The 25,806-nt window shown below is 57.5% G+C and carries 23 protein-coding genes and 2 pseudogenes; 9 read left to right on the forward strand and 16 right to left on the reverse strand.

Annotated elements, in window-relative coordinates:
• Positions 1–142: 142 nt before the first annotated feature.
• From ACVWZF_RS03210 to ACVWZF_RS03225, 4 genes and pseudogenes are all read left to right on the forward strand, one after another.
• Complete coding sequence (locus ACVWZF_RS03210) at positions 143–2,386, forward strand: WD40 repeat domain-containing serine/threonine-protein kinase (RefSeq protein WP_148202710.1); 2,244 nt, start codon at positions 143–145, stop codon at positions 2,384–2,386.
• 123 nt (positions 2,387–2,509) lie between these two features.
• Positions 2,510–2,693, forward strand: a pseudogene (locus tag ACVWZF_RS03215) (hypothetical protein); the annotation flags it as partial.
• A 43-nt stretch (positions 2,694–2,736) separates the two neighbouring features.
• Positions 2,737–4,056: an NAD(P)/FAD-dependent oxidoreductase gene (locus tag ACVWZF_RS03220; RefSeq protein ID WP_011432821.1), complete on the forward strand. Its 1,320-nt coding sequence runs from the start codon at positions 2,737–2,739 to the stop codon at positions 4,054–4,056.
• Positions 4,057–4,121: 65 nt separating this feature from the next.
• A complete protein-coding gene (locus ACVWZF_RS03225) occupies positions 4,122–4,829 on the forward strand; it encodes a glycerophosphoryl diester phosphodiesterase membrane domain-containing protein (RefSeq protein WP_457410826.1) in 708 nt (235 codons plus the stop codon).
• A gap of 58 nt (positions 4,830–4,887) precedes the next feature.
• Here the strand turns inward: ACVWZF_RS03225 and mnmA are convergent, their stop codons facing one another.
• Together mnmA and ACVWZF_RS03235 are read right to left on the reverse strand one after the other, a co-directional pair.
• Positions 4,888–5,994 carry a tRNA 2-thiouridine(34) synthase MnmA gene (mnmA, locus tag ACVWZF_RS03230; RefSeq protein WP_457410827.1) on the reverse strand — a complete coding sequence of 369 codons (1,107 nt, stop codon included), beginning with the start codon at positions 5,992–5,994 and terminating at the stop codon, positions 4,888–4,890.
• 102 nt (positions 5,995–6,096) lie between these two features.
• Positions 6,097–6,846 (reverse strand): HEAT repeat domain-containing protein, encoded by a 750-nt coding sequence (locus tag ACVWZF_RS03235; protein ID WP_049749566.1) that lies wholly within the window; start codon positions 6,844–6,846, stop codon positions 6,097–6,099.
• Positions 6,847–7,349: 503 nt separating this feature from the next.
• Here ACVWZF_RS03235 and ACVWZF_RS03240 point away from each other — a divergent pair.
• Positions 7,350–8,300 (forward strand): hypothetical protein, encoded by a 951-nt coding sequence (locus ACVWZF_RS03240; protein ID WP_457410829.1) that lies wholly within the window; start codon positions 7,350–7,352, stop codon positions 8,298–8,300.
• A gap of 221 nt (positions 8,301–8,521) precedes the next feature.
• Here ACVWZF_RS03240 and ACVWZF_RS03245 read toward each other — a convergent pair whose 3' ends face one another.
• Positions 8,522–9,109: a hypothetical protein gene (locus ACVWZF_RS03245; RefSeq protein WP_238376927.1), complete on the reverse strand. Its 588-nt coding sequence runs from the start codon at positions 9,107–9,109 to the stop codon at positions 8,522–8,524.
• A gap of 300 nt (positions 9,110–9,409) precedes the next feature.
• On the opposite strand from ACVWZF_RS03245, the gene ACVWZF_RS03250 reads away from it, so the two are divergent.
• On the forward strand, positions 9,410–10,351 hold the full coding sequence (locus ACVWZF_RS03250) for a hypothetical protein (RefSeq protein ID WP_457410830.1): 942 nt from the start codon (positions 9,410–9,412) through the stop codon (positions 10,349–10,351).
• 47 nt (positions 10,352–10,398) lie between these two features.
• Here the strand turns inward: ACVWZF_RS03250 and ACVWZF_RS03255 are convergent, their stop codons facing one another.
• From ACVWZF_RS03255 to selD, 3 genes are all read right to left on the reverse strand, one after another.
• A complete protein-coding gene (locus ACVWZF_RS03255) occupies positions 10,399–11,535 on the reverse strand; it encodes an ABC transporter permease (protein ID WP_041436389.1) in 1,137 nt (378 codons plus the stop codon).
• 142 nt (positions 11,536–11,677) lie between these two features.
• Positions 11,678–12,175 (reverse strand): hypothetical protein, encoded by a 498-nt coding sequence (locus tag ACVWZF_RS03260; RefSeq protein ID WP_011432813.1) that lies wholly within the window; start codon positions 12,173–12,175, stop codon positions 11,678–11,680.
• Between the two features lie 143 nt (positions 12,176–12,318).
• Positions 12,319–13,386: a selenide, water dikinase SelD gene (gene selD, locus ACVWZF_RS03265; RefSeq protein ID WP_011432812.1), complete on the reverse strand. Its 1,068-nt coding sequence runs from the start codon at positions 13,384–13,386 to the stop codon at positions 12,319–12,321.
• Positions 13,387–13,503: 117 nt separating this feature from the next.
• Here selD and ACVWZF_RS03270 point away from each other — a divergent pair, with 117 nt between their 5' ends.
• Positions 13,504–17,001, forward strand: coding sequence for a DNA polymerase III subunit alpha (locus tag ACVWZF_RS03270; RefSeq protein WP_011432811.1), 3,498 nt, complete (start codon positions 13,504–13,506; stop codon positions 16,999–17,001).
• 37 nt (positions 17,002–17,038) lie between these two features.
• Here ACVWZF_RS03270 and ACVWZF_RS03275 read toward each other — a convergent pair whose 3' ends face one another.
• From ACVWZF_RS03275 to ACVWZF_RS03320, 10 genes and pseudogenes are all read right to left on the reverse strand, one after another.
• On the reverse strand, positions 17,039–17,299 hold the full coding sequence (locus ACVWZF_RS03275; RefSeq protein ID WP_011432810.1) for a glutaredoxin family protein: 261 nt from the start codon (positions 17,297–17,299) through the stop codon (positions 17,039–17,041).
• Between the two features lie 9 nt (positions 17,300–17,308).
• Positions 17,309–18,136, reverse strand: a complete 828-nt coding sequence (locus ACVWZF_RS03280) for a carbon-nitrogen hydrolase family protein (protein WP_011432809.1) — start codon at positions 18,134–18,136, stop codon at positions 17,309–17,311.
• A 40-nt stretch (positions 18,137–18,176) separates the two neighbouring features.
• On the reverse strand, positions 18,177–18,398 hold the full coding sequence (locus ACVWZF_RS03285; RefSeq protein ID WP_011432808.1) for a DUF2839 domain-containing protein: 222 nt from the start codon (positions 18,396–18,398) through the stop codon (positions 18,177–18,179).
• A 133-nt stretch (positions 18,399–18,531) separates the two neighbouring features.
• A complete protein-coding gene (locus tag ACVWZF_RS03290; RefSeq protein WP_011432807.1) occupies positions 18,532–19,287 on the reverse strand; it encodes an anti-sigma factor domain-containing protein in 756 nt (251 codons plus the stop codon).
• Entirely contained in the window at positions 19,284–19,865 is a 582-nt protein-coding gene (locus tag ACVWZF_RS03295) for a sigma-70 family RNA polymerase sigma factor (protein WP_457385903.1), read from the reverse strand. The genes ACVWZF_RS03290 and ACVWZF_RS03295 overlap by 4 nt, the downstream gene beginning before the upstream one ends.
• Before the next feature lie 303 nt (positions 19,866–20,168).
• A pseudogene (locus ACVWZF_RS03300) lies at positions 20,169–20,366 on the reverse strand (DUF4394 domain-containing protein); the annotation flags it as partial.
• A gap of 234 nt (positions 20,367–20,600) precedes the next feature.
• Complete coding sequence (locus ACVWZF_RS03305; RefSeq protein WP_457410831.1) at positions 20,601–20,813, reverse strand: DUF4394 domain-containing protein; 213 nt, start codon at positions 20,811–20,813, stop codon at positions 20,601–20,603.
• Between the two features lie 729 nt (positions 20,814–21,542).
• Positions 21,543–22,325 (reverse strand): ABC transporter permease, encoded by a 783-nt coding sequence (locus tag ACVWZF_RS03310; protein WP_011432804.1) that lies wholly within the window; start codon positions 22,323–22,325, stop codon positions 21,543–21,545.
• A 17-nt stretch (positions 22,326–22,342) separates the two neighbouring features.
• Entirely contained in the window at positions 22,343–23,086 is a 744-nt protein-coding gene (locus ACVWZF_RS03315) for a class I SAM-dependent methyltransferase (RefSeq protein WP_457403382.1), read from the reverse strand.
• 30 nt (positions 23,087–23,116) lie between these two features.
• Positions 23,117–23,644 carry an FHA domain-containing protein gene (locus ACVWZF_RS03320; RefSeq protein WP_011432802.1) on the reverse strand — a complete coding sequence of 176 codons (528 nt, stop codon included), beginning with the start codon at positions 23,642–23,644 and terminating at the stop codon, positions 23,117–23,119.
• Between the two features lie 391 nt (positions 23,645–24,035).
• Between ACVWZF_RS03320 and ACVWZF_RS03325 the strand changes: the two genes are divergently transcribed.
• Together ACVWZF_RS03325 and ACVWZF_RS03330 are read left to right on the forward strand one after the other, a co-directional pair.
• Positions 24,036–24,680, forward strand: a complete 645-nt coding sequence (locus tag ACVWZF_RS03325; protein ID WP_011432801.1) for a DUF3038 domain-containing protein — start codon at positions 24,036–24,038, stop codon at positions 24,678–24,680.
• 7 nt (positions 24,681–24,687) lie between these two features.
• Positions 24,688–25,689 carry a DUF4335 domain-containing protein gene (locus ACVWZF_RS03330; protein ID WP_457410833.1) on the forward strand — a complete coding sequence of 334 codons (1,002 nt, stop codon included), beginning with the start codon at positions 24,688–24,690 and terminating at the stop codon, positions 25,687–25,689.
• Positions 25,690–25,806 lie beyond the last annotated feature (117 nt).

Genomic DNA, 25,806 nt, shown 5'->3' on the forward strand with positions numbered 1-25,806 from the left:
TATATGGAGGAGGGCTTTCCTCCCGACACCAAGCCTGCGGCTATGGTGCGGGCCTCCAGCCCGAAAATTTGGTGAACGGTTAGCCTGAGTCTCACGTCGCCATGGCATGATGGGTCGGAAGGAAAAGGTTCGCACTCTCCCCATGGTAGGGCAGACCCTGGGTGGCCGCTATCAGATCTTGGAAGCACTGGGATCCAGCGGACAAACCTACTTGGCACAGGATAGCCATCATCCTGAGCGGCTTCGGGTGGTGCTCAAACGCTGGCAGGCCGGCCAAAATGCTCCGCACCGCGAACACAGTGAGGACTCCGCCTCGCTACGGCATCTCTTTCAGCAAGAAGTGGCGCTGCGGGAGCACCTGGGATCCCACGAGGGTATCCCCCGCCTGTTGGCCTGCTTTGAGCAAGAGGGGGAGTTTTATTGGGTGGAAGAATGGGTTGAAGGGCCCACCCTGGAACAAGCTCTATTGCTAGGTAACGCAACCGAGAGGGGCCAGCTAACGACTCCGTCCCGCCAAATGCACTGCCATTGGGGGCACGACTGGACAGAGGCTGAGGTACGAGCCTTGTTGCAGGATGTGCTGCAAACCTTGGCCTTCCTGAATGAGGAAGGGGTGAGCTGCTGCAACCTGCAGCCCTCTCGCTTGATCTACCGTCAGGCGGATGGCCGATGGGTGTTGTTGAAGTGGGGGGGTGAGGAACAGGGTCTGGCTTTTTCCGGCTCTGGCTTCGGGAACCCCTATGGCCCCAGGCATTGCAGCGACCTCTATGCTCTTGGGCTGATTGCCCTGCAGGCCCTCTGCGGGATCCCGCCCCAGAAGCTGTTTCGCGACCCGTTGACGGGGGAGTTGCGCTGGCACGATCTGGCCTCTACTAGCGCTCCTTTTGCTGCTTTTCTGGATCGTTTGGTGAGCTGCAACCCACAACAGTGCTTTCCTTCAGCAACAGCAGCTCTGGCCGCTTTGCAGGCTTTGCCCCCCGCCGAGAGCCCCCCTGCCGCCGAACTCCTGTCCCAGCCCAGCCCTGTCGCCGCCGAGCCCTTACAGGAGCCAACCACCCCACCGCGTTCTCCGGTATCGCTGCGGGCGCGTCCCCGGATCCCACCGGTTTGGGCAGGAGGCAGCTTGGCGGCTTTGCTGGCGTTGACGGTGGCAGGGGTATGGCAGATGAGGGCGAACCTTGGCCTGCGGGGGGAGCCCAAGGATTCTGTCCCCCTCACGAGAACGGGATCCTCTGGCCCGGCAAAGCGCAACGGCCTGGGACTCCATCCTACTCGCGAGAACGGTTCTCATGCCTCCGTCCCCACCGCCGTCACGGTCGCGGAAGCGTCGCGTAGCGATAACGACCCGGCAGACTGGGCCAAGTCTTTGCAGCTCAAGGCTACGCTGGAAGGCCCTGTCGCCGTCACTGCTCTGGCCATCAGCCCGGATGGAAATCTCCTTGCTGCCGGGGGAGACGACGGCGTGATCCGGCTTTGGGATCCCCAGGCTGGCCAACTGCTCCAGAGCTGGGCAGGCCACGAGGGATCCGTTGAGGCACTGGCCATCAGCCCAGATGGTACCTTTTTGGTGAGTGGGGGGGCAGACAAGACGGCACGGGTCTGGGATCTGGCGACCCTGGGGGATCCGGCTCTCTCGCCTGGGGATGTGCTGGCGCGGCTGCAGTTGCAAGGGCACACCGGGTTGATCAACAGTGTCGCCATTAGCCCCGATGGTCGTTGGATTGCCAGTGGCAGCGCCGACCGCACCATCCGCCTTTGGCAGGCCGACAACGGCCAGTTGATCCGCACCCTATCGCCTCACACTGCTGCCGCCGCCCAGGATACCCCTCAGAGGGCAGGCATTACAGCGGTGGCCTTTGGCCCAAGACCCACCCGTATGAATACTTCCCGCCAGTCTGAAGGGATCCCCCCTTGGATCTTGGTGGCCGCCAATGGAGATCCCACCGTTCACCTTTGGGATCCTGGCAGCGGGGCCTTGCTGGAAACCCTAAAGGCCGACTACCCCATCGAGCAGGTGCTTCTGAGTCCAGATGGCCGCTATTTGCTCGCCGGCAGTACCGGTGGCATCTTGGTCTGGAACTTGGGCACGGGATCCTTGGAGCGCACCTTGCCCCAGACTTTGTCCGGCTTGGCCGCCCTTGCCCTCAGCCCTGATGGCCGCTTGCTCGCCAGCGGCACCGATTACCGCGCTCACCAGATTAAGCTCTGGGATCTGCGCAGCGGAGAACAGTTGCGCACCCTGGGCGGCCAGACTTGGATGGTGAGCGTCTTGCTGTTTGGCCCCGGTCGCGGAAGCGTCGCGCAGCGATATGGGCAGACCCTTCTCAGTGGTGGCGCCGATGGCTCAATTCGCATTTGGGGGCCAGCCGACCCAGCTCAGCCCTAGTGGGATCCAAGCAGATACTAGTGGGATCCAAGCAGATAAAATACTCGACGAAGAAGGGATCCCGGCAGAGCATGACTCTAGTCAATAATAAGCTCAACTATACTGAAAATAATGTATAATATGTTCAGTACGGATTACTACCAGTTGATCTTTCTGTTTACTTTCGAGTCTGCCAACATGGTAGCCAAAGCAAAGCAGAAAATTGGTAGTAAGACGACACGGAAACTGCGCTTTGGGTATTCTACTCAAAGCTTTGCGGGATACCGCCATTCTGGTTGGAAACAAACAGAATGCTATCGCTGCATAGTTGAACAGTGATGTTCAGCAGTGTTCAGCGTAAATGTATCAGCATGGGCAAAGTTGTCATCATTGGGGCGGGGCTGGCCGGCTTGGCTTGCGCCAAAGTGCTGAGCCAGGCGGGGTGGAGGGATGTCCTGGTTCTGGAAAAAAGCGACGGCCCTGGGGGGCGGGTGCGTACCGACAAGGTGGATGGCTTTCGCCTGGATCGCGGTTTTCAGGTGCTGTTCACCGCCTATCCCAAAGTGCGACAGCATTTGGATCTAGGCAAGCTCGATCCCCGTCCCTACCGGCCCGGCGCTATTTTGGCTCAACCCGGTCGCTGCTGGCTGTTGGGGGATCCCCTACGGGATCTGTCCAGCCTTCTCCCCTCTTTGCTCAACCCCTTGGCCAGCTTTGGGGACAAGCTCAAGGTGCTGCAATTGCGATCCGAGCTGGCGCGCCGCAGCCCGGAGCAGGTTTTTCAAGAAGGGCTAGGGGGATCCGATTGCTCGCTGCGGGAGTTTCTGGAGCAGTACGGCTTTTCCCAACAGATCTGCCAGCACTTTTTCTACCCCTTTTTCCGCGGGATCCTTCTAGATCCGGATCTGGGCAGTAGCGCCCGCCTCTTTGCCTTTTATTTCAAGATGATGGCCGAGGGATCCATTGTCACCCCGGCCTTGGGCATGGGAGAACTGGCCCGACAACTGGCCGGTCACCTGTCCCCCGAACAGATTCGCTACCAAACCCCGGTGGAGCGCATCCTGGCAGAAGACGGGAAAGTGCGCGGGATCCGCACCGCCAAGGGTGAAGAGATCCCTGCCGAGTGGGTAGTTTGTGCTACTGATGCCCCTCAGGCACGGGCCTGGCAGGCGGAGCTGTGCCCTCAAGCCCCCACCCCCATTCCCACCCAGGGGCGAGCGGTGACCTGTCTCTACTTCTGCGCCCCCTTTTCCCTCAGCCGCGGCGCCTACTTGTACCTCAACGCCACCGGCCAGGGCTGGATCAACCATTGGGTCCAACTTACCCGCATCAGCCCGGCGCTGGCTCCTCCTGGCCAACACCTGTACTCTGTGGTGGTGCTAGGGGATCCCCCCTTGAGGGACGAGGAACTGGCCCAAGCCTGCCAGGCCGAGCTGCAAACTTACTTCCCCGTCGCGGCAGCGTCGCGTAGCGATAAAGCCCCCTTGGAGCAACTGCGCCTGCTGCGGGTGTACCGGATCCCTTTTGCCCAGTTTGTACAACCCCCCGGCTTTCAGCAGCATTTGGTTCCCACCCATAGCGGCCTGCCAGGCCTTCTCTGGGCTGGAGAGTACACTCACCAGAGCAGCATCGAGGGATCCCTGCGCAGCGGCGAACAGGCAGCGGCGTGGATCCTCCAAAAATCCGCCTAGATCTGTACAAAGCAATACAGACTTTCTTAAGCCTGCTCCCAGAACCAAAGCCGGGATCCCGTGGTATGAAGGGGGTGAACTTGGTCGCCCACGAGGATCCCTCTGTTATGCAGAATGTTACCCTCAACCCCTTCTCCCTTTTGCAGCGCTCGCTGGAACTGGTAGGCCCTATCTATGGGCCGCTGCTGATCCTGGCTTCTCCTGGCTTTGTCATTCCCATCGTTGCGGAGCTGATCCCGCTTGCCGGGGGGATCCTCAACTTGGCCTATGGCCTGATTGGTGCGCCCATCCTGGCCGGGGCAGCCTTCTGGTTGGTGGATCAGCACTTGAAGCAGCGAACTCCCCCGCTGGGCAACAGCCTGGATCGGGCTGTCTCTAGGGCAGTGCCTCTGGTATTCGGCAGCATTCTGCTGGTGTTGATTGTCTCGCTGGGGATGCTGTTGTTTGTGCTTCCCGGAATCTACTGGGGGGTGAGGCTAGCTTTTACCCTCTACGCGATTGTCCTGGAAGACAAAGGTGCCACGGAAGGGTTGGGCTACAGTTGGAACCTCGTCAGGGGCCGTTGGTGGGGGGTGTTTTGGGCATTTCTGGCTGTGGCCTTGATCTTCGGCATCGCGATCCTGATTTCGTTTTTTGTTGGGGGGATCCTGGGAGATACCCTAGGTGCGGCTGTGGTTGGGAATGCTGCCGCCACGGCAGTTGCGCCTATCTTCGATATCTATACAGTGCTCCTGTTCCGATCCCTGCAGCAGCTGCAAGCGCAAGCAGCGTAGTTTGGCTTGCCCTCACCCCCAATCCTTCCCCCCTGGCGAGAGGGAAGTTGCAGTTGGCCTAGGGAGAAGGGCGCTCCAGGATCCCTCCCCCCAGCAGGAGATCCCCGTGGTACCAGACGGCAGCTTGGCCAGGAGTGACCCCAAACTGCGGCTCGGCAAACTGCAGCTTTACCCGCTTTGGCGATTCCGGGATCACCATGGCGGGCACTGGGGGGGTACGGTAGCGCACCTGAACCTCAACAGCCAAGGATGCCGTCGGCGCCGGGATAGAGACCCAGTTGACTTGGCTTACCCACGCTTCAGCCTGGGTAGCCTCCTCCCGTTCCCCCACGACAACGCGGTTCATGGCCGCATCGATGCGCACCACGTAAAGCGGACGGGAAGAGGCAATCCCCAACCCCTTGCGCTGGCCCACCGTGTAGTGGTGGATGCCCTCATGGGATCCCAGCACTCGCCCCTGGGTATCGACGATTTCCCCTGGCCTTTGCCCAAGGTACTGATCCAAAAAGCTCCGCATCGAGCCATAGGTTTCAATCAAGCAGAGATCCTGGCTTTCGGGCTTGTCGGCTGTAACCAGCCCGTAGCGGGCAGCCAACTGACGGGTTTGGGCCTTGGTGTACTCGCCCAAGGGGAAGAGGCTATGGGCTAGGTGCTCTTGGCTGAGGTCGTAGAGAAAATAGGACTGATCCTTCTGCCGATCTACCGCCCGCAGGAGTTGGTAACGTCCTAGCTCGGCGTTAAAGCGCACCCGTGCGTAGTGGCCGGTGGCCATCTGCGAGATGCCCAGCTTTTCGCGGGCATAGGCCAGCAACGGGCCGAATTTCACCAGCTTGTTGCATTGGGAGCAGGGCAGGGGAGTAATGCCCTCCGCGTAGCCGGCTACCAGGTAATCGACAATGTTGGCCTGGAACAGCTCGCGGCTATCCACCACATGGTGCGGGATCCCCAGCTGCTCACAAACAGCTGCCGCATCCACCAAGCCTTCGGTACAGCACTGCCCCTTCCCCCTCATGAGCCAGAGGGTGACCCCCTCCACGGCGTAGCCCTGTTCCTGCAAAAGGGCCGCCACCGTAGAGCTATCCACACCCCCAGAAAGGGCCGCCACAATGCGGGGCCGCGACGGGGATGCAACAGGTGAAACCGATGAGTGGGGGCTGATAACCATTGAGACAAGGGATCCTAGGAAAAGAAAGGCTCAGCCGGAAACAGAGGAGGCCTCTCTCTGGGGATTGGGGAACCCGGAACAAGCTGAGCCGGGATCTTTACTTTAGCCTTCCTCAGAATTGGCTGGCCCGGATCCCTTCTCAGGGGTGGTTTCTGAGATGCCCCTTTGCCGCAAGCGCCGCAGCGAATCCAGAGCCGCCGCCGCAACGCTATCGTGGGGATCCCTGGCCAGGTAGTTGAGAGCAGAAACGCTCTTGGGGGAAGGCAAATTGCCCAGCGCTTGGGCCAGCCGCTGCCGCACCAGCCAGTCTTCCGATTGGGCAAACCGCAGGATGTGATCCAGGGCCCGCGGATCCCCCAGTTCTCCCAAAGCTGCGATGGCCGCCTGTTGTAGCAGCTCTTCTGGCCCCTCCAACGCCCGCAGCAGCACGTCGTAAGCCCGCGGATCCTTCAAGTTCCCCAAGGCCACCGCGGCACTGAAGCGCACCAGCCATTCTACATCCTCGTAGAAAGCACGCACTAAAGCTTCAAAAGCCCGCGGATCTTCCAAGTAGCCCAGGGCACCTGCCGCGTCGGCGCGAATGCCATAATCCGGGTCTTGGGTGAGGATTTCCAGCAATTTGGGCAGACAGGCGTCCGTTTGCTTGATCCCCAGGGCAAAGACGGCAAAAGAGCGCACCTGCAGGTTCTCATCGTCGATGACCTGCAAAATCAGCGGCACCGCCTGCTCTGCCGGCACATCCCGCAACTGGGCCAAGGCCACCATCCGGTCTGCAGAACGCGGGCTGCGCAAGCGTTGAGCGATCTCCTGTAAACGGGCGGGGTTGGCGGGATCCAAAGCAGAGACAGTCATGGCGTTAACAAATATTTACAATCTTTCTTCAGTATGGCAAACGAGGCTGCGCTTGGACAGAGGCCGTCTTTGTCTGGCCCGGTCGGGATCTCTGGGGACATGGTGCCACTGTTTCGATCGACAAATCCTAGCACTGTTGTCGAGAAAAGCAGCTCGGCTTGGCCCCATCACGAAGATTTTGGATATTTTGGTGGAGAGGATACGAGGCTGATACATTTACGCTGAACACTGCTGAACATCACTGTTCAACTATGCAGCGATAGCATTCTGTTTGTTTCCAACCAGAATGGCGGTATCCCGCAAAGCTTTGAGTAGAATACCCAAAGCGCAGTTTCCGTGTCGTCTTACTACCAATTTTCTGCTTTGCTTTGGCTACCATGTTGGCAGACTCGAAAGTAAACAGAAAGATCAACTAGTAGTAATCCGTACTGAACATATTATACATTATTTTCAGTATAGTTGAGCTTATTATTGACTAGAGTCATGCTCTCCCGGTGGTCTCTATGCTGAAATCGCTGCCTGCTCGCCCATTGTCCTGCTTTCTTGTAGCCGGCCTGCTGTTGGCAGGGGGCGTTGCGTTTTTGGCCCCCCGTTGGTTCCCGGCTCTGGCCAACGAACAGGCTGTTCCTGAGGCCGAACTGGCGCTTCGGCCCCTCTTGCCTCCGGGATCCCGGATCCTCAGCTCGCGGCGATTGAGCGACACAGAAGCGGAAATTTGGGTGGAGTCTCGGGGGGGAACCAGCCCTGTGATCATGCGGCTGAATGCTGCAGGGACTTGGGAACAGGATATGAGCGCCACCTTGGCCCGCGGAGCCAGCCAGATGCAAGCTCTCGCCCGGCAACAAACGGTGAACTTGCCTGCCGGTTTTGGCCAGACCGCCCCCGATCAACCCCCGCCGCCGGTGCCCTCCCTTCTGCAGTCCCTCCCCCGGCTCCTCAGGCCCCTCCCCGATCAACCCCCGCCGCCGGTGCCCTCCCTTCTGCAGGCTACCCAAGCTGCCTCCAGCCTGATCCCACCGGTGGATCGAGAGCAGGAAACCCAGCGGGCCTTGAGTGGGGCTGGCCGTGTGGATCCCTTTGTGCCTCAAAACGTGCGTGCTCCTGAACCGCAGATTGTCCTGCCGCCCCTGCCTCCACCTCCGGTTTTGCCCCCTCCTGGCAGCGGCAATGGCGCCCCTGTAGCCGTGGCTACCCCGATCCCAACGCCTACCCCCGACCCGGCTGCCTTTGCCCGCAGTGTACAGGTTTCCGGGATGATACAGATCGGCGGCGAGTCCTTTGCTCTGGTTTCTGGCCCAGGTGTCATTCCCGCTGTGGTGCAGGCCGGGCAAAACTACCAAACCGCCAAGGTGGCCGGAGTATCGGTGCCAGAGCGACGGGTTGTGCTCTCGGAAGGGGGAGAAACGGTCGTGAAGCAAATGGAAGACACCAGCGTGATTGTAGGTGCGCCCTAGCTTCAGCAGCAGCAAGACACCGACGGTAGAACGGGCTTATTCCAAGTAGCAGCCAACTAGCAGTAAAACAGTTGGCTGGCTTGATTCCCAACTCCCCCTTCCAGAGGGGCCGGGGGCAAGGGTCAGAGGCTACTTGAACGGGCTCGGAACAACCCTAGTTGGAAGATAGGAGTTGCCAGATCTCCAGATCCCGAGATCTTGGCGGCAAGGCCGAGAAGACTTCAAAAGCGGGGTTCGCTGCTGAGGCGGGAGGGCTGCTGTTTTAGGTAGCGCAAAAACTCCCGCAGCTCGGCGTCGCTGAGTTGGTGGCGAGATTTCTTCTGAAAGCGACGTTCCAAAAACTCTTGTCCTTCCTTGCGGCCCCAGCCAATGCGCTGCATCTCCACATCCGTTTGGGCAATGATGTCCGATAGGTCATCCCCATAGGCCGCCGGCTCACTTAGACCGGGCAGCTCTGGGGAACTTGGCTTTGCAGGGATCCCTATCGACTCGGGGGCTGGAGAAGCAGGGGAAGACTGAGCGTGTCCGTTGGCCAACTCAGGAGTTGGCAGATAAGGCACCCTGGCGGCAGCAGAATCCATGCCCAAACTCAAAGAGGAAGTGGGGCGACCAAATCCTGCGTGGTGGAGGGCGCGCTTCAAGGCAGCATCTTCCGCCTCTTCGACGGTGTTCGAGCCAGCCATGCCACTGCCCAAAACCGTGTTGTTCACCACCACCTGGGCTCTGACAATGTAGATCCCTTCTTCCACACGCAACAGATCGGTGAGCAAACTGCCCATAGGGTACCGCTCTCGAAACTGTTGAATCATGTTTGCGCCGGAACCTGTCGCTGCTCGAGGCTTGATCACAAGCTAGCTTGAAAGTCGACCTCACATCCAGATCTCAATGTCTTAATAATCAGTAATAATCAAATTGTCCTCTCAAATTGTCGGATCAGTATCGGCAAAGAAGTCTGCCACCCAATTCCAGAGAGACCCTTCTAGGCAAGCAACGTTCAGCTTGGCAAGGGTATGCTAAGGCCAAGGGATCCAGTCGCAAAGGTTGCCCCAGGTGGCTGGCTAGGGAGAACTGATCTATCATCGGCGCACAGCGAGGCATGACGGAAACCTATGGCTAGCGATACGACCGGGGCCAGCTCAGCCAGTTTGGGGCAGGCAGCCATTCGAGAGCGCAACTACGGCACTGCTTTGCAGTTGCTCCGGCGGGCTTATCGTGCGGATCCCAGCCCAGAGAATGCCCGTTGGCTGGCCACCGCCTACGAGGAGGCGGGTTACCTTCAATTGGCCGCTCTGTACCGAGAATTGGCCCAAGAGCGCAGGGAGACTCCCAAAGCGATTCAATTTCAGGCCCCCAAACCTCCCAGCACCCTTGAGGAGCTGAAGCAGCCATCTCCTGAACCGCCGGATCGCAAGACCATTCCCTTGCCGCAGCCGATCCCACGCCCAACCCCACCCGCATCTCCTCCGGATCAGCCAATTTGGGTTTACAAGCCCACCCCCATCGATCCCAAAAGCATCAGCCGCCAAGCGCCCCTTCGACCTCAAGCTGCAGAGCCTGCCCCTTCCCCTCAACCATCGGCGAAGAGGGACGACTATCTGCCGGTTCAGCACGCCCCGGATTTGAAAAACCCGCAGCAGGGATCCCCCTTTGTGCGGCGACTGAACCAACTGCATCGCCAGTTTAAGGATCAGCCCACAGCGGAACTGGCGCTACAACTGGCGGAAGCCTACGACGAGCAAAAGAACTTTAAAGAGGCCCAGCGCTACTACCGAGAGGTTTTGGATCTGGATGACTCTTGGCTGTTACGACCGATGGTGCAAGAGCGCCTAGAAGAGCTGCGGCAACTGCAGGAGCCAACAGCCGAACAGAATCCTTGGGCAGATCTCTCAGCCCAAAACTTGCTCAAGCTAGGAGAAAAGTTGGAACAGGAAGGGGAAGTGGCTCGTGCCGAGCAAGTTTACCGGCAGATCCTGAAAATGGATGCCACCCTGGATGTCCATGCTAAGGCTCGCAAGGGTCTAAACCGGCTCTATCCCGACGGAAAGCGGTGATTTGCAGGCCACTCCATTCCCCTCACTCGGCGCAATGGGGAAGCAGCTCACCCTTCCCGAGGATCGAGGGCGTCTCGCAAACCATCCCCCAGCAGGTTAAAGGATAGAGAGGTCAGCACCACCATCAAAGTGGGGGCCAGCACCAGCCAGGGTTGTAGGATGATCACCGAAGCGTTGGTGGCCAGCGAGAGCATGTTGCCCCAAGAGGCATCCGGCTGTTGGATCCCCAACCCGATGAGGCTCAGCACCGACTCTGCCGCAATGTAGCCGGGCACCGCCAAGGTTGCCGAGATCACCACATAAGTGGCTGTCTGGGGCAAAATATGGCGCACCAGCAGGTACAGGGATCCAGCCCCGGCTACCCGCGCTGCCTGCACAAAGTCCCGCTCTCGCAAGGACAGCACCTGCCCACGAATCACCCTGGCTAGGCCCGCCCAACCCACAAAAGAGAGGATCACCACAATCACCAAGAAGCGCTCGGCATTGCTGAAGGGCACCCCGGTCAGCGGATTCACCTGCAACACCGCTGCCAGCGACACCAGCAGATACAGCGTCGGAATCGACATCAACACCTCTGCCAAGCGCATCAGGAGCGTATCCACCCAGCCCCCAAGGTAGCCGGATATGGCCCCCACCAGCAGACCAATGGGGAAAGAGATGCCAATGCCCACCAAGCCGATAAACAGGCTGACGCGCCCGCCATAGACCAAGCGACTGAAATAGTCCCGACCTTGATCATCGGTGCCCAGCAGGTGTAGCCGTGCCACAGAGGGCTCTTCGCCGATTGGGGATCCCACCTGTCCCTCTTCTGCAACAGGCCGCAGCGGGACGGTGCCAAACAGATGCCGATTGGAGGGGATCAACCCCAACCAACGGTAGGGAGTACCGGCCACAAACAAGCGGATCCCGGCTGGACGGCTGGTATCCACCAAGAGCGGGCGTTCTCCCGTTTCCAGATCCACTGGCCCCTGGCGGGTTGGATAAACGTGGGGCCCAATCCAAGCGCCCGATTCATCCCAAAAGTGAATGGCGGTGGGCGGCAGAAGGGATCCCCCCGGTTGAGATTCCAGTGGGCTGTAGGGGGCAACGAACTCGGCAAAAATGGCGCAGGCGTAGAAAACAAGGAGAATGTAAGCTCCTACTTGGGCCCATCGGTTTTGGCGAAGCCGTTTCCACCACTGCATGAGGCAAAGATTCCAGTCGAGTCCAGTTGAACCAAATGCCAGCAGTGTAGCTGATCGTGTCTTGTTCCAGTTGCAGAGAGGGCTGCAAGGTGTCACCGATTCATGCTGGCAGGACGAGTCCCTTCCCCAGTCCAAGACAAGCTCAGCCTGCCAAGGAATAGCTGGGGCTGTAGAGGGCCGTCATCTCCATCCGCACCGCAGCAATCGTCTGGGGCAGCACCCCCACCAGCCGTGCCAAAATGTCATCGGGCAATTGGCTAACCAAATCCGCAGAGAAAAATTCCTCTAAGCTAAAGAGCAAAACCCGCGCCCGCTGGGCCGGCAAAGGATTGTCGGTGATTTGCTGTAGCCAACGCATCCAGTGCAGCCGCTTGGCATAGGCACTTTGCCGCTCTTGGTGGTCTTGCGGATGCAGCAAAACCACATCCCCAATGGGGACAACGCCGCCGGACTCCACATCCAAGGGCCCCCCAACAGCAGCACCCGGCCCGGCAAACTCAGCATGAAACGTCTTGCAGATGATCAGGGCGTTGTGCCGCTGGGGATCCACCATCAGCAATTGCCCACTGCTGAGGGTTCGAATCAGCTGGCCAGGCTCAACTCGCTGAACCAGACTACGGCTGGGGGGAAGCTCGCTCATAGATCTCAGGATATCCTAACCTTCCCTTGCCTTACATGGTATCTTTAACTTTCTCAGAGCTGCTTGACGCAATCTTCATACTGAGCCCTCTATCGAGACTTTGCATGAGACTTTGCATGGTGAGTATTGCCAGAGGGTCTTCTTCAGGCTGCCGCTGGGCTGAGGCTGATCTTGCCGGTAACATGGATTCTGGTGTCTCCAGCTTGGCATCGGCCGATGCGACGGGCGTAGGGGTAGCCGGCACTGTGCAGCTCTTGCAAGAGGTCTGAGGTGTAGCCGGGATCCACCGCCACCAGCAAGCCCCCGCTGGTTTGGGGATCTGCCAGCAGCAGTTGCTGCCACTCGGGCAGGGATTCTGCCTGTACCCCCTCATAGCCCTGCCAATTGCGACGAGCCGCCCCTGGAAAGATCCCCGCCTCTGCCAGCGAGAGCGCTTCTGCCAAAAACGGAATGGAAGCCAGATCCAAACTGGCCCCCACCCCCGAGCCGCGACAGACTTCCAGCAAGTGTCCCACCAGGCCAAACCCTGTTACATCCGTCATGGCGTGAACTTGCGGTCGCTGGGCCAGTTGCGAGCCGATGCGATTCAGCTGGGTCATCACCTGCAAAACTTCCGCGTAGCCTGCCGCACTGAGCTGACCCTTTTTCAGAGCGGTGGTCATCACCCCGATCCCCAGCGGTTTGGTCAGGATCAGATCGTCCCCGGCTTGGGCCGTGGCATTGCGGCGAATGTGGTGTGGATGGGCCAAACCTGCTGCCACCAAGCCGAAGATGGGCTCCGGCGAATCGATGGAGTGCCCCCCTGCCAAAGGGATCCCGGCTTCTTGGCAAACCTGGATCCCTCCGGCCATGATCCCTTGGATGGCCTGCATCGGCAGGGTATTGACCGGCATGCCCAAAACCGCCAAAGCCAGAATGGGAGTGCCCCCCATCGCGTAGACATCGGAAAGGGCATTGGTCGCCGCGATCCGACCAAAATCCACCGGCTCATCCACAATCGGCATGAAGAAGTCGGTGGTCAAAATTAGGGCTTGGTGGTCGTTTAGTTGATAGACAGCCGCATCATCGCTGGTTTCAGCTCCCACCAACAAAGCCGGATTTGGGGATAGCAGGGGCACATCCTTAAGAATTTGTTGCAGCAGGGCCGGGGCAATTTTACAGCCGCAGCCACCGCCGTGGGAGTACTGGGTGAGGCGAATGGGAGCATCCATAGATTCAAGAAAAGGGAAAAAACATCAGCTGACTTTACTGTAGCGGCATCTGCAGGCAGTCGAGAAATGGACACGCTGAGTTAAGGTTAAAGGGATCCCACTATCCGTAGCGTTGCCATGTCTTTTGTTCCTTTGCATCTCCACAGCGAATACAGCCTCTTGGATGGTGCCAGCCAATTGCCGCGTTTGGTCGAGCAGGTGGTGGCTATGGGTTTGCCGGGGCTGGCCCTGACGGATCACGGTGTCATGTATGGGGCATTGGAGCTGGTGAAACTGTGTAAAAGCAAAGGGATTACTCCAATCATCGGCAATGAAATGTATGTAATCAACGGCGATATCCGCGACAAAAGCCGCAAGTACCCCAAGTATCACCAAGTGGTTCTGGCCAAAAATACCCAGGGCTACAAAAACTTAGTGAAGCTAACCACCATTTCTCATCTACACGGCATTCAAGGCAAAGGGATTTTCTCTCGCCCCTGCATTAACAAAGAGTATTTGGTGCAATACAAAGAAGGGTTGATCGTCACCAGCGGCTGCTTGGCAGGAGAAGTGCCTCAAGCTATTTTGCAGCGGCGGCCAGAAATTGCCCGTGAAGTTGCCGCTTGGTACCAAGAGCAGTTTGGGGATGATTATTACATCGAGATTCAGGATCACGGTTATCAAGAAGATCGCTTTGTCAATGTGCAGTTGGTGCGCATCGCCCGCGAATTGGGGATCCCGATCATCCTCACCAACGATAGCCATTTTATTTCCTGCTGGGATGTAGAGGCCCACGATGCGCTGCTCTGCATTCAAACAGGCAAATCCCTTACTGAAAAAAATCGCCTTCGCTACACCGGAACCGAATACCTGAAAAGCCCAGAAGAGATGCGCCGTCTCTGCCGTGACCATTTGGAACAGGAGGTGATTGACGAGGCCATCGCCAACACCCTGAAGGTGCTGGAAAAGATCGAGGGCTATGACCTATTTGGGGAAATGCGCATGCCCGACTACCCGGTTCCACCGGGCCATTCTGCCGATAGCTATCTCACAGAATTGGCCTGGCAGGGGCTGGCGAAGCGCTGCGGTGTTGCTCAGCCGGATCAGATCCCCCAAAACTACCAGGAGCGCCTGCGCTTTGAGCTGAACATCATCCAACAAAAGGGCTTCTCCAGCTATTTCCTGGTGGTCTGGGACTACGTTCGCTATGCCCGCGAGCAGGGGATCCCGGTGGGGCCGGGGCGAGGCTCGGCAGCAGGATCCCTGGTGGCCTATGCCCTACAAATTACCAACATTGACCCGGTTAAATACGGCCTACTGTTTGAGCGATTTCTCAATCCAGAACGTCAATCGATGCCGGATATTGATACGGATTTTTGCATCGAGCGGCGGGGAGAGCTGATCGACTATGTGACCCGCAAATACGGCCAAGAGCGAGTCGCCCAGATCATCACCTTTAACCGCATGACCTCTAAAGCCATTCTCAAAGATGTCGGTCGAGTCTTAGACATTCCCTACTCAGAAGCCGACAAAATGGCGAAATTGATCCCGGTATCCCGAGGCAAGCCCGCAAAATTGGAAGAGATGATTGGCGAGGATACTCCCGCTCCAGAGTTCAAAGAAAAATACGAGAAAGACCCAACCACCCACCGCTGGATCGAGCTGGCACGTTTGTTGGAGGGCACCAACAAAACCTTCGGGGTTCACGCTGCCGGTGTGGTGATTGCTAAGGATCCCTTAGATGAGATCGTGCCTCTGCAGTACAACAATGAAGGCCAAATTATCACCCAGTACTCGATGGAAGATATCGAGTCTTTGGGCTTGCTGAAGATGGACTTTTTGGGTCTGCGCAACCTGACGATGATTCAGCGGGCAGTGGAACTGATCCGAGAACACAATGGCGTCAATATAGATCTGGATAACCTACCCCTAGACGACAAGAAAACCTACCAGCTTTTGGAAAAGGGAGAGCTGGAAGGGATCTTCCAACTGGAATCTTCTGGCATGAAGCAGGTGGTGCGGGAGCTCAAACCTTCCAACCTGGAAGATATTTCTTCAGTATTGGCCTTGTACCGGCCAGGCCCATTGGATACGGGAATGATCCCCGACTTTATCGATCGCAAGCACGGTCGCAAACCGGTAACCTATGCCCACGAACTCCTCAAGCCCATTCTTCAGGATACCTACGGAGCCATCCTCTACCAGGAACAGATCATGCGCATTGCCCAAGACATGGCCGGATACACCTTAGGCCAAGCCGATCTGCTGCGGCGAGCGATGGGGAAAAAGAAAGTCTCCGAGATGGAGAAACACCGCGAGCAATTTGTGCAGGGGGCAGCCAAGCGGGGTGTAAGCCAAGAAGTTGCCACAGAATTGTTTGATCAAATGGTTGCTTTTGCCGAGTATTGCTTCAATAAATCGCATTCTACTGCCTATGGGTTGATTACTTTTCAAACAGCTTACCTCAAGGCCAATTACCCAACGGAATATATGGCAGCCTTGCTCTCTTCTGTGGGGGGAGATCAGGACAAGGTACAGCGCTACATTACCTATTGCTTGTCAATTGGGATCCAAATTCAGCCGCCGGATATCAACCGTTCTGGAATGGACTTTACTCCCCAGGGATCCAGCATTTTGTTTGGTCTGGGGGCAGTGAAGAATGTAGGGGAGGGGGCCATTCAAAACATTTTGGCTGCCCGTCAAGCTGATGGCCCCTTCACCTCTCTGGCGGATTTTTGCCAGCGGGTGGATCTGCGCATTGTTAACCGTCGTGCCCTGGAGGCCCTGATTTGTGCGGGCGCTTTTGATTGTATTTCTGGAAATCGTAAACAACTAATTGCCGATTTGGATCCCATCCTCAGTTGGGCAGCGCAGCGAGCCAAGTCCAAAGCCATCGGCCAAGCCAGCTTGTTCGATTTACTGGGGAGCAGTGGCAGCGCCGGCAATGGATTTGTGGAAGCTCCGCGTGGGCCGGTTACCGAGGATTTTCCACCCCAGGAAAAGTTGAGGCTGGAACGGGAGCTGCTGGGGTTTTATGTCTCGGATCATCCGCTGCGGCGCATTCAGGAGCAAGCGCGGCTGCTGGCCCCTGTAAACCTAGCTGACTTGGGCGGCTGCGCAGCCGATGCCTCTGTGGGCGTTCTCGCCCTGGTGACTGCCATTAAAAATGTCACAACCAAGAAAGGGGATCGCATGGCCATTTTGCAACTGGAAGATCTCACCGGCAGTTGTGAAGCAGTGATCTTCCCCAAAACCTATGAACGTTTGCGCGGTTGCCTGGAGGTGGATCAACGGCTATTGGTTTGGGCCAAAGTGGATCAGCGGGATGAACAGGTGCAACTGATTGTGGAAGATTTACAACCGATTGAATCTGTTAGTTGGGTAACGGTGGAGCTCCCTCTCGACTCTGCTGGGACACTGGAGGATCGATACCGTTTACAGACGCTAATCGCTCGCCAACGCTCGGAAATTAAAGAAGAAAATCGCATTCCTGTCGTGGCTGCCATCACCGCCCATCCCCATACCCTTTGGGTGAGAATGGGATCCCAATTTTGGGTTAACAATGCCCAAGCCGCCGTTGAAGCCCTGCGTCAAGCCGGCTACACCGCCCGCAGCGAATCGCTGCTCTCTCCATAGGCATGGCAGAGAAAGCTCCGGCAGCAGCAGGAGAAATTCAACGGAGCTGTTTCTCAAGCCAAGCCCGCAACTGGCTCACCGTCAGCCGAGGGGAAGGACGTGGCAAAGGTCGCTCGGGATCCCCTGCCAGGGTGAGCACGGGAACTTCCAGTTGGTATTGCTCCCACCAACTCGGGTTGGAGGTGATGTCGCGGACTTCCAGATCACGGATTTCGGGGATCTGCCGCAACTTCTCCACCAAGCTCTCGCAGAGGTGGCAGCCGGGTTTGCTGTAGAGAATCAGGGGGGGCCAAGGCACAGCGGATCCCTAGCGGGTGACGGTGCAGGCCAGCCGACGGTGTTGTAGGGAAGGCATCTGCCGCCTGACCAACTGGAAACGCTCTGGGTTAATTTCAGCAATGGCCACCCCCGGTTTTTCGCCACCCGCATCCGCCAAGATAGTCCCCCAGGGGTCCACGATCATGGCATGGCCGTGACACTGTCGCCGCTCGTAGTGGGTGCCCACCTGGGCGGGGGCTATCACGTAACAGGTGTTCTCAATGGCCCGGCATTGCAGCAAAACCTGCCAGTGATCCCGACCCGTGTAGGCCGTGAAGGCGGCAGGGATGAGCAAAATCTGGGCTCCGCGATCCACCAGGGATCGGTACAGCTCTGGAAAGCGTACGTCGTAGCAGACCGACAAACCGAGGTTCCCCAGTTGCTCTTGCTCGCAGGTGACCACCTCATCTCCGCTGACCACCGTGTTCGACTCGCGGTAGGTATTGCCGTCGGGCAGATTGACATCGAACAGGTGGATTTTGCGATAGCGGGCCAGCTCTTTGCCGTCAGGGCTGTAGAGGGCAGCGGTATTGTAAACTTTGCCCTGCCCGTCCGGCACAGGATACCCTCCTCCCAAAATAAATACTTGGTAACGCTGGGCCATCTTGGCCAAAAACTCCTCCGCCCGCTCCGCAATCTCAGGAGCAAGGCGGGCTTTCTCGGCTTCCGGCCCCATGAAGGCAAAGTTTTCTGGTAGCGTCACCAGCTCGCATCCCTGGCGCACTGCAAAGTCGATCCACTCTTCCGCCTGCTGCAAGTTGCTGGCCAGATCGGGAATGCTGGTCATTTGAATGGCGGCTGCCAGATAAGAGCGCATAGACGGAAACTCCAAAGGATGCTAAAGGGGATCCGGCCGGCTAGCCGACCAGATGCCACCAGCCCAAGGCAGGCCCCACAAATCGGATCACAACCCAAACAATCGCCAGCAGAATAATGCCTGCCCAAGCACCACGGGTTGTCCAATTGTAGATGGCGCGAGCTTGCCCTTTGGTGAGGGGAATGTCTTTGAGGTTGGGAAACACCAGCTCTTGGTCGGGATCTTGGCTGATGCGGGTTTTACGGCGCTTCGCTTCGCCCATGGGGTGGCCTCCAAGTTCTTCGCTGGGGTGGCGACTTTTATCTTAAGGCCTTCTGCCTTGGTCACAAGACTGGGTTGACATCCATCTGCATCACAATCGCCTACTTGTGCCATCGGGCCACGCCAATCCATCCCTAGCCGGAAATCCACAAAGGGGATCCCTGGTGCTCTTGGGGACGATTGCCATCCTCTTCGGTAATGGCCACAGCCCGCACCCATTCTGTAGATTCAAACACCGGCGGTAGGCGCAGCTCCTGTTGGCGATTTCCTGTTTCATCCACCGGAAAAGCTGCCACGAGAACGGCCCCCGCTCTATCGGTGGTAAAGGGCGCCTCCGGTTCCAGCACCACCCACAGGGCATAGACCCGGCCTTCCGGCAAAGGCGGCAACCCTTGGGCCACCAATCGCCCTTGCAGGCGCTGGGGATCCACCTCAAGCTTGACCGAGCCGGCCAGGTTCTCCGCAGTCGGCTGCAATTCATAGGTCAACACCTCGGCAGGGATCCCTTGCGTCTGGGCTAGCTGCAGCCTGCGCCACAGGTAGAGGTTCCCCAGCCCCAAAGCGACGATCAAGCCTGCGGCCACCGCCCCCAAGCCCCGTTGCCAGAGACGGGATCCCTTGGCAATCCAGGCGGGGGTGCGCATCGGTTGGGCTGCCTGCTCCGCATGTGCCTGCAACAGAGAAGCCCGCAGGGCGGGGGGAGGTTGCTTTTCCTCCACGCCGTAGGCTGTCTCCAATGCCTGTTGCAAAGCCTGCAGTTCTCGGTGCAGCTCCGGGCGCAGCTTGAGCAAGGCTTCCAGCCGCTCGGCCTCTTCCGGGGAGAGATCCCCCAGCACGTAGCCCGCCAGCCACAGTTGCAGTTCTTCGGGAGACACAGATTCGGCTTTCATGAGGGGCCTCCCAACAACTCGCGCAGCCGCAGCAGAGCCCGCCGAGCTCTGGCTTTGACCGTTCCCAAAGGCAGATCCAGTTGCTTGGCAATTTCCGTTTGGCTCATGCCTTCGTAATAGGCCATCTTTAAGACTTGCCGTTGACTTTCGGACAACTCGGCCAAGGCCGTTTGCACCTCGGCCACCCGTTCCGCTTGGGCCAACTGCTCCAAGGTGGGATCCGCAGCAGGACTACCCTGCAATTCCACTCTGCCCTGTTCCAGGGAGCGCTGTCGATTCCGCCAAGAGCGCAGCCGATCCAAACAGCGAGAGCGAGCCAAGATGCTCAGGTAGGTGCGCAGGGATCCCCGTCTGGGATCAAAGGAGGAACGAGCCAAGTTCAAAAAAATATCCTGGGTGAGATCTTCGGCTTCGGCAGTACTGCCCAGCATTTTGCAGGCAATTCCGTACACCAAGCCGGCATGTCGGTCGTAGAGAATGGCCAGAGCTTGTGACCGGCCTGCTTTTAGGGCTGCAAACACCTCTGCATCGGTTTTTTCCTGCAGGGATCCCTCAGCTTTGTCGCCCTCGATCTTCATGAGCGGGAAGAGGAAACGGGATGGAAAAGAGAAAGAAACTGCAGAGGCACAAGCATCGCCCAGAGTAATCCAAGCAGGGCAGCGGCTCTCATAATTTATCGTCTGCATAGGCGGAGGTCAACCCCGAGCTAAGGGGAGATAGAAGGCCCAATCCTGAGCTGGGATCGGGCCGGGTCAAGGATCAACAGCAGCAACGATCTCAAAACGATTCCAACAATTGGTTCCAAATCAATGAATCCAAAACATTGATTAATGTTGATTAACCTTGATTTAATTTAGATAGGCAAATGGGAATCGGCTTTCCTAGAGGGCGGCCAAGCCAAAGAACGGCCCACCCGGCAGGGTGCCCAGGGATGTGGCCCGACCGGTGTTTAGTTCAATTCGATACAAGGTGGAGCCGCCGATGGCAAAGCCGGTATCCACTCCATCAGCAGTACGGATGTCAAACCCACCCATAGGGCCGAAGTTCACCCCCAGAGGGCCAATGGGCACCTGAACCCCATCGTTGGGGGGTTAACAGCAGCTGCTGTTTTTATCATCGTTTATTTGAGCGGTTCTAGGTTCACGGCAAGTTGACGGCAGCTACGGTTTTTGCTACCACCGATCTAGTTAGCTTTGCTAACTCTACCTCAAGTTCTGGGGGAAGTCGCGCCTGTGGAGATTCCTCTGCCGGGGTTGGGTCAAAAGCTCAGCTAGGTAAGGGTCGTAGAAGCAGGAAGCAACCGGTTGTTTAGTTCATCCTGGGCGGTGAAATAAACGACTATGAGTTGCGGAACGGTTGAAATCCATGCCAGAAAGCATGCCCGCCGTAAAGGGCGCTGACAGGGTACTGGCTACGGTAGCGGCACCGGTCTGCAAGTTGATGGTGTAAAGGATGCTGGTGTCGGTCAGCCCGTAAAGCAGCCGGTTGGCAGGACGCACATCGATACCAATGAGGTTGCCGTTCACTCCTGTTACCGTCAGGGATCCTTAGCACAGAAGCATCGGCGGAGCGGATAAAGGTGAGGCGGTTGCCGCTGCTCAAAGCCACCAAATCCGCTTGGGAAGGCATCATCGAAGACGAAGTGCTGCTGCCACAGCCCAAGAGAGCATGACTCTAGTCAATAATAAGCTCAACTATACTGAAAATAATGTATAATATGTTCAGTACGGATTACTACCAGTTGATCTTTCTGTTTACTTTCGAGTCTGCCAACATGGTAGCCAAAGCAAAGCAGAAAATTGGTAGTAAGACGACACGGAAACTGCGCTTTGGGTATTCTACTCAAAGCTTTGCGGGATACCGCCATTCTGTTTGGAAACAAACAGAATGCTATCGCTGCATAGTTGAACAGTGATGTTCAGCAGTGTTCAGCGTAAATGTATCAGCAAAACTGCCGGCTATCACAGAGGCTGCTACAAAGCTTGTGTGTTTGTGCATTGAACAGGCTCCTCAAAAGATCGACAAACCATCAAAACCACTGACAGACAAGCCCCCCTAAACCACAGAGCCTGTGGCTGCAAAGCGCTGCAGTGAAAACTTTTTTGCCCTCAACCCAGAGAACTCTGCGATTCCCTCTGCCTTGTGAAGGAGAAGGCAGTTGTTCTCCGCGATGTCAGCGCGTGGGGCGCGTCTGTAGAAATTACTCAACTCCCCGGAACTCGGATGCCTGGGATCCAAGGGTTTTGGCCCAGACTTTAACTGGAAGCGCTGGTGTAAAAGCGCAGGGCAAAGCGCCAGAAAAGATGGGATCCCCACAACAGCCCTGCCGCCAGCAGAGCGGATCCCAGCAGCCACGGCCATTGGGCTCGCCCCAGCAGGGTCTCCGCCGGGATGGTGGTCAGGAAAGCCACCGGCACGACGAAGGTGAAAAACACGCGGTAGGCCACCGGATAGGCCACTATCGGAAATCGTCCTGCCTCTACTAGGCCCCGCAGCACCTCGGTGACGTTGTAGATTTTCACAAACCAAATGCTGGTGGCTCCCAACATAAACCAGAGGCTGTAGAGGATGATCAGCCCCAGCAGCAGAGGCAGCAGCCCCAGAGCATAGGCCCAAGCAGGCAAATGGAGCTGGATCCCGGCGTAGAGAATCAGCAACAGGCCAAAGCCGATATCCACCAGGCCCCAGGGGGAAAACACCCTGGCCGACAGCCAAAACTGGCTGCTTATTGGCTTTAGCAAAACAAAATCCAAGGTGCCTTCCTGCACCTGCTGCACAATGCGATTGAGGTTGACGTTAAAGAGACTGGCCGACACCCCCTGCAGAATGGTGAACACCCCCAACACGATGAGGGCTTCCGGCCAACTCCAACCGCCCAGCCAGTGCCCCTGCTGGTAAAACAACGACAGCCCAAACAGAGCGGATCCCAAGCCACCCAGACTGCTGAGGCTGGCAAAGAAAAAATTGGCACGGTACTCCATTTCTGCCGCGATTGAGGTGCTCCAAAACAGCCACAATATCCGCAAATAGCGCAGCACCTTGGTTTTCTCCAATCTCAGCTTTTATCCCACTTGCGGTAACAGCGGGCGGTAATGAAATAGGGGTGAAACACCTCCAAAAAACAGCTTTGCAGCACCTGAAAGAATTGCTCTACCTTTTGCGGGTCGTCCAGGTGAAAAGGAAACTCGCCGTTAAACCCCTTGAAAAAGTACCAGTTGATCAAAAGCTTACCTGACGGCTTGAGCCAGTCGTAAAACTGCCGCAACTGCGCTGCCGGATCCGCCAGATGTTCCACCACATCGAAGCAGATGACCGTGTCAAAAAAGATCTCTTCTGGGAAGTTTTCTGGACAGTGGATGCGCTCAGTTAAGCCCAGCTTTTCCGCCCGCCATTGCACAAACTGCCGATGGATGGGGTTGATATCCCAGAAGATCACCTGATCCACCGCTGCGCAGAGGGCCGCCCCGATAGCATGGGTGCCGATGCCGCCGCCAAAATCCAACACCAACCCGCGGGCATGATCCGCCACCAGGCGTAAGGTATCGCCGATGTAGTCGGTGCTGCTCAGGTGCCAAGCCGCCAAATCCAGCAGATAGGCGGATCTCACCTGATCCCGATAAAACGCATCTGCCCGATCCCAGCCAAAGTCTCGCCGGCCCAACTCCGCCAATTGCTGCTGCCCTGCCCGCAGTTTCTCCCGCAGATCGGCAGCCCCAAGGCCCAGGAAGGATCCCAGATGGGCTTCTAGGTCAAAGGCATTTTGCCAGTAGCCGCTCAGAGCAGGTGGGATGGGGAGCACAGGAGGATTCAGAAGACTGGTTGGGTTGGCTTAGGCAACAGTGAAATCCTCTTCCTCTGGCTGAGCCAGGTTTTCCGGGTTCGGCTCCGTGTCTTTATTAAAATCAAAGGTGGATGGGGATGTAGAGCTAGCAGCATCCAGAGGCTGCAATAACTTGGCTAGGGTTTCCGGGCTGAGTCGATCCGTTGTCTCCACAATTGCCGTTACGTTCGGCCCAAACCTTATCTTATCTAGGAGCTGAAGGCGATGGGACAAAACCCGTTTTCCGTTGACGAATAGGCCATTGGTGCTGGGCCTGGATCCCGGACTGCCATCGAATACCATGTAGCTGTACTGCAGGGATCCCTGTGCAGTTGGCCCTGAACCTGGGATGCGGATGAGGGAAGCGTGTTTCCGAGAGACGCAGGGATCGTAAAGGCGAATATGATTGTCTTTAGACCGTCCCACTGAGTAATAGATACTATCCAGAACAACCCCCCTCTGCCCCAATCGATCCCTGAAGATCAAGACCCAGTGAACAGGGACAGGCTGAGTACTGCAGCGAGCAGAAGAGGCCATGATGAATCAAGCTGCACCTAGAGTCGCTGGTGTCAACAAAAGGGAAACTCAATGAAGGTGGGTAGTCACTTAGCTCTTAAAGGCCAAAGCAGCAGCTGCTTTCCCCATTATAAGTAGCCATCCCCCTGAGTCCAAAAGCCCAAGTTCAGCTAGGAGTAGGGGTGTTGCCGAAACAGAAACCGGCCCAGAAAACCCATTCTTATTGGTCTAAGATGCATCCAGAGTTACCCCGTTTTGGGGAAGAACCCTGAGAGCTCAACTCTCGGCAGGCTGGCGAGCAGTCTAGCATGCCCAAAGTCTTTTAGACTAGAGCGCAGGGAGGTAGGTTGCAGGTTTGGCTTGGACAGGAGATCATAGAGTTTCGTCGAAACCCAAAGCTCCCATTGACAGCGTGACGGTGGAACACAAGCACATTCAGTTAGACAGTCGGCCCGTTGGCCTGAACACAGCCACCGGTACCATCAAAGCCCAGTTGGACTTGCTACTGCTGGGGTTGGAGTCCCTGAGCGGAGAAAGTTCCGAAGCGGTTCTGGCCGCAGCCAAAGCCCTCAACTTGGAAGAGCAGATTGGCGATCGGGTGACTCTCTGGCGACTGCGCAATGCTAACCCCTTACGCCGCAGCAGCGGTGGGCGCAAAAAGGTGGATATCGAAGAGGCCCGTGCCCTGGTGATGGTGATTGCCTATCTGGCTGCTCAGCAACAAGCCCGTATCCGCAGCACCTTGGAGCAACTGGAAGCCGCTGTCGATCAAGAGCTCAGCCCCTTCCGTCAGCCGCTGGTGGGAGATTACTTGGATGAATTCCTCTCTCACTACCGCAGCCGCATGGTGGATGGGGACGTGCGCGATGAGAATAGCCTCACCGAGCTGGCCCTGCGCATCTTGATTGAGCTGATGTTCTACAGTAGCCCGAAAGGCGCTCAGCGCCTGTGGAAAGCCTTGCTCAGCCGTCCTGAGATGGATTTGCCTGCCGGCAGCGATCTGGAAGAAGAGGGGGTGGCCCACAGCTCCGGCCCCGATGCCTCACCCTCTTCTTGAGGCAGTTTTGTCAATTATCGCCTCTGTAGCCCTCTACCCGTGTTGTTTGCCCGCAGTTGCCATGCCCAGCCTCACCCTGATTAGCCACACCTATCAACAACCCACTTCTACGCTGACTGTACGGGGAGAAGCCCCTGCCGATTCCAATTCTTCAGACTCCTCTGCAACGCCGCCGCTGCAAGCCATCCAGCGCAGCTTCGAGTGTCAGTTGGAAATCCGCCAGGGGGAGACAGTCAAAACTTTACACGGCGATAACGTTTGGCTCAACGATTTGATCACCGTAATCGACCGCTACGTGGGATCCCACTTGAGTGGGGAACCCAAGGGAACCTTCAGCGGTACCGTGGCCATCCGTCCGCTTGATTTTATTTTTCATCGTCTCACGGTGCGCCAAGGGGAAGATCGCATCGCGCAGGTGGATTTGTCGATGACGCAGTTGTACGACCTGCTGGAGAACCTCTCCCAGGTGGCGGATGACATTCCCCAACTGGCCAATCTGGGAACTCCGGTGACGCGGGCTTGGTATCGACAGCCCACCGGGATCGCGGCCCTGCTGGTGGGAGGGATCGCAGTTGTGGCCGGTGTTGGGATCTGGGCCAGTCGCCCCCCTAGGGATCCCGCAGTTTCCCCTTCCCCGCAAGAGCAGCTCACCACCCCTGCCTTGACGGGTCAATCGCAGCCTTTGGCCACATCCCTCCAAGAATCTGACCCAACAGCGGGAAGAGAGGCAGCAGGTGCAGATCTCCTTTCCCGTCTGCGAGACATTTTGGCAGAGCAGTGGCAGTCTCCCCCCGATTGGCCAGAGAGCTTGGTCTACCGGGTAACGGTGGATAGGACGGGATCCCCCCTGGCCGCCGAGCCGGAGGATGCGCTGGCCCGGGAGCGCCGAGCCGAAACCCCATTTGCCGACCTGCCGGAGCTACCGCCGGATCCCTTGCCGGCAGGCGCCCAACAGTTCCGCGTCAGCCTAGAGCCGGGCAACCAGGTGGAAGTGACTCAGGACAGGTAGGCATCTTGACAGGCCAAGCTAGGGTGGCTCTGTACTGTGGTCTACCCAGAGACATTGTTTCTGGAGCTTTCAGAGGATTATAGTTGTTTCAGGTTAGGGTGAGACGCCTGGGCTACT

Source organism: Thermostichus sp. OS-CIW-30 (genome assembly GCF_054060215.1).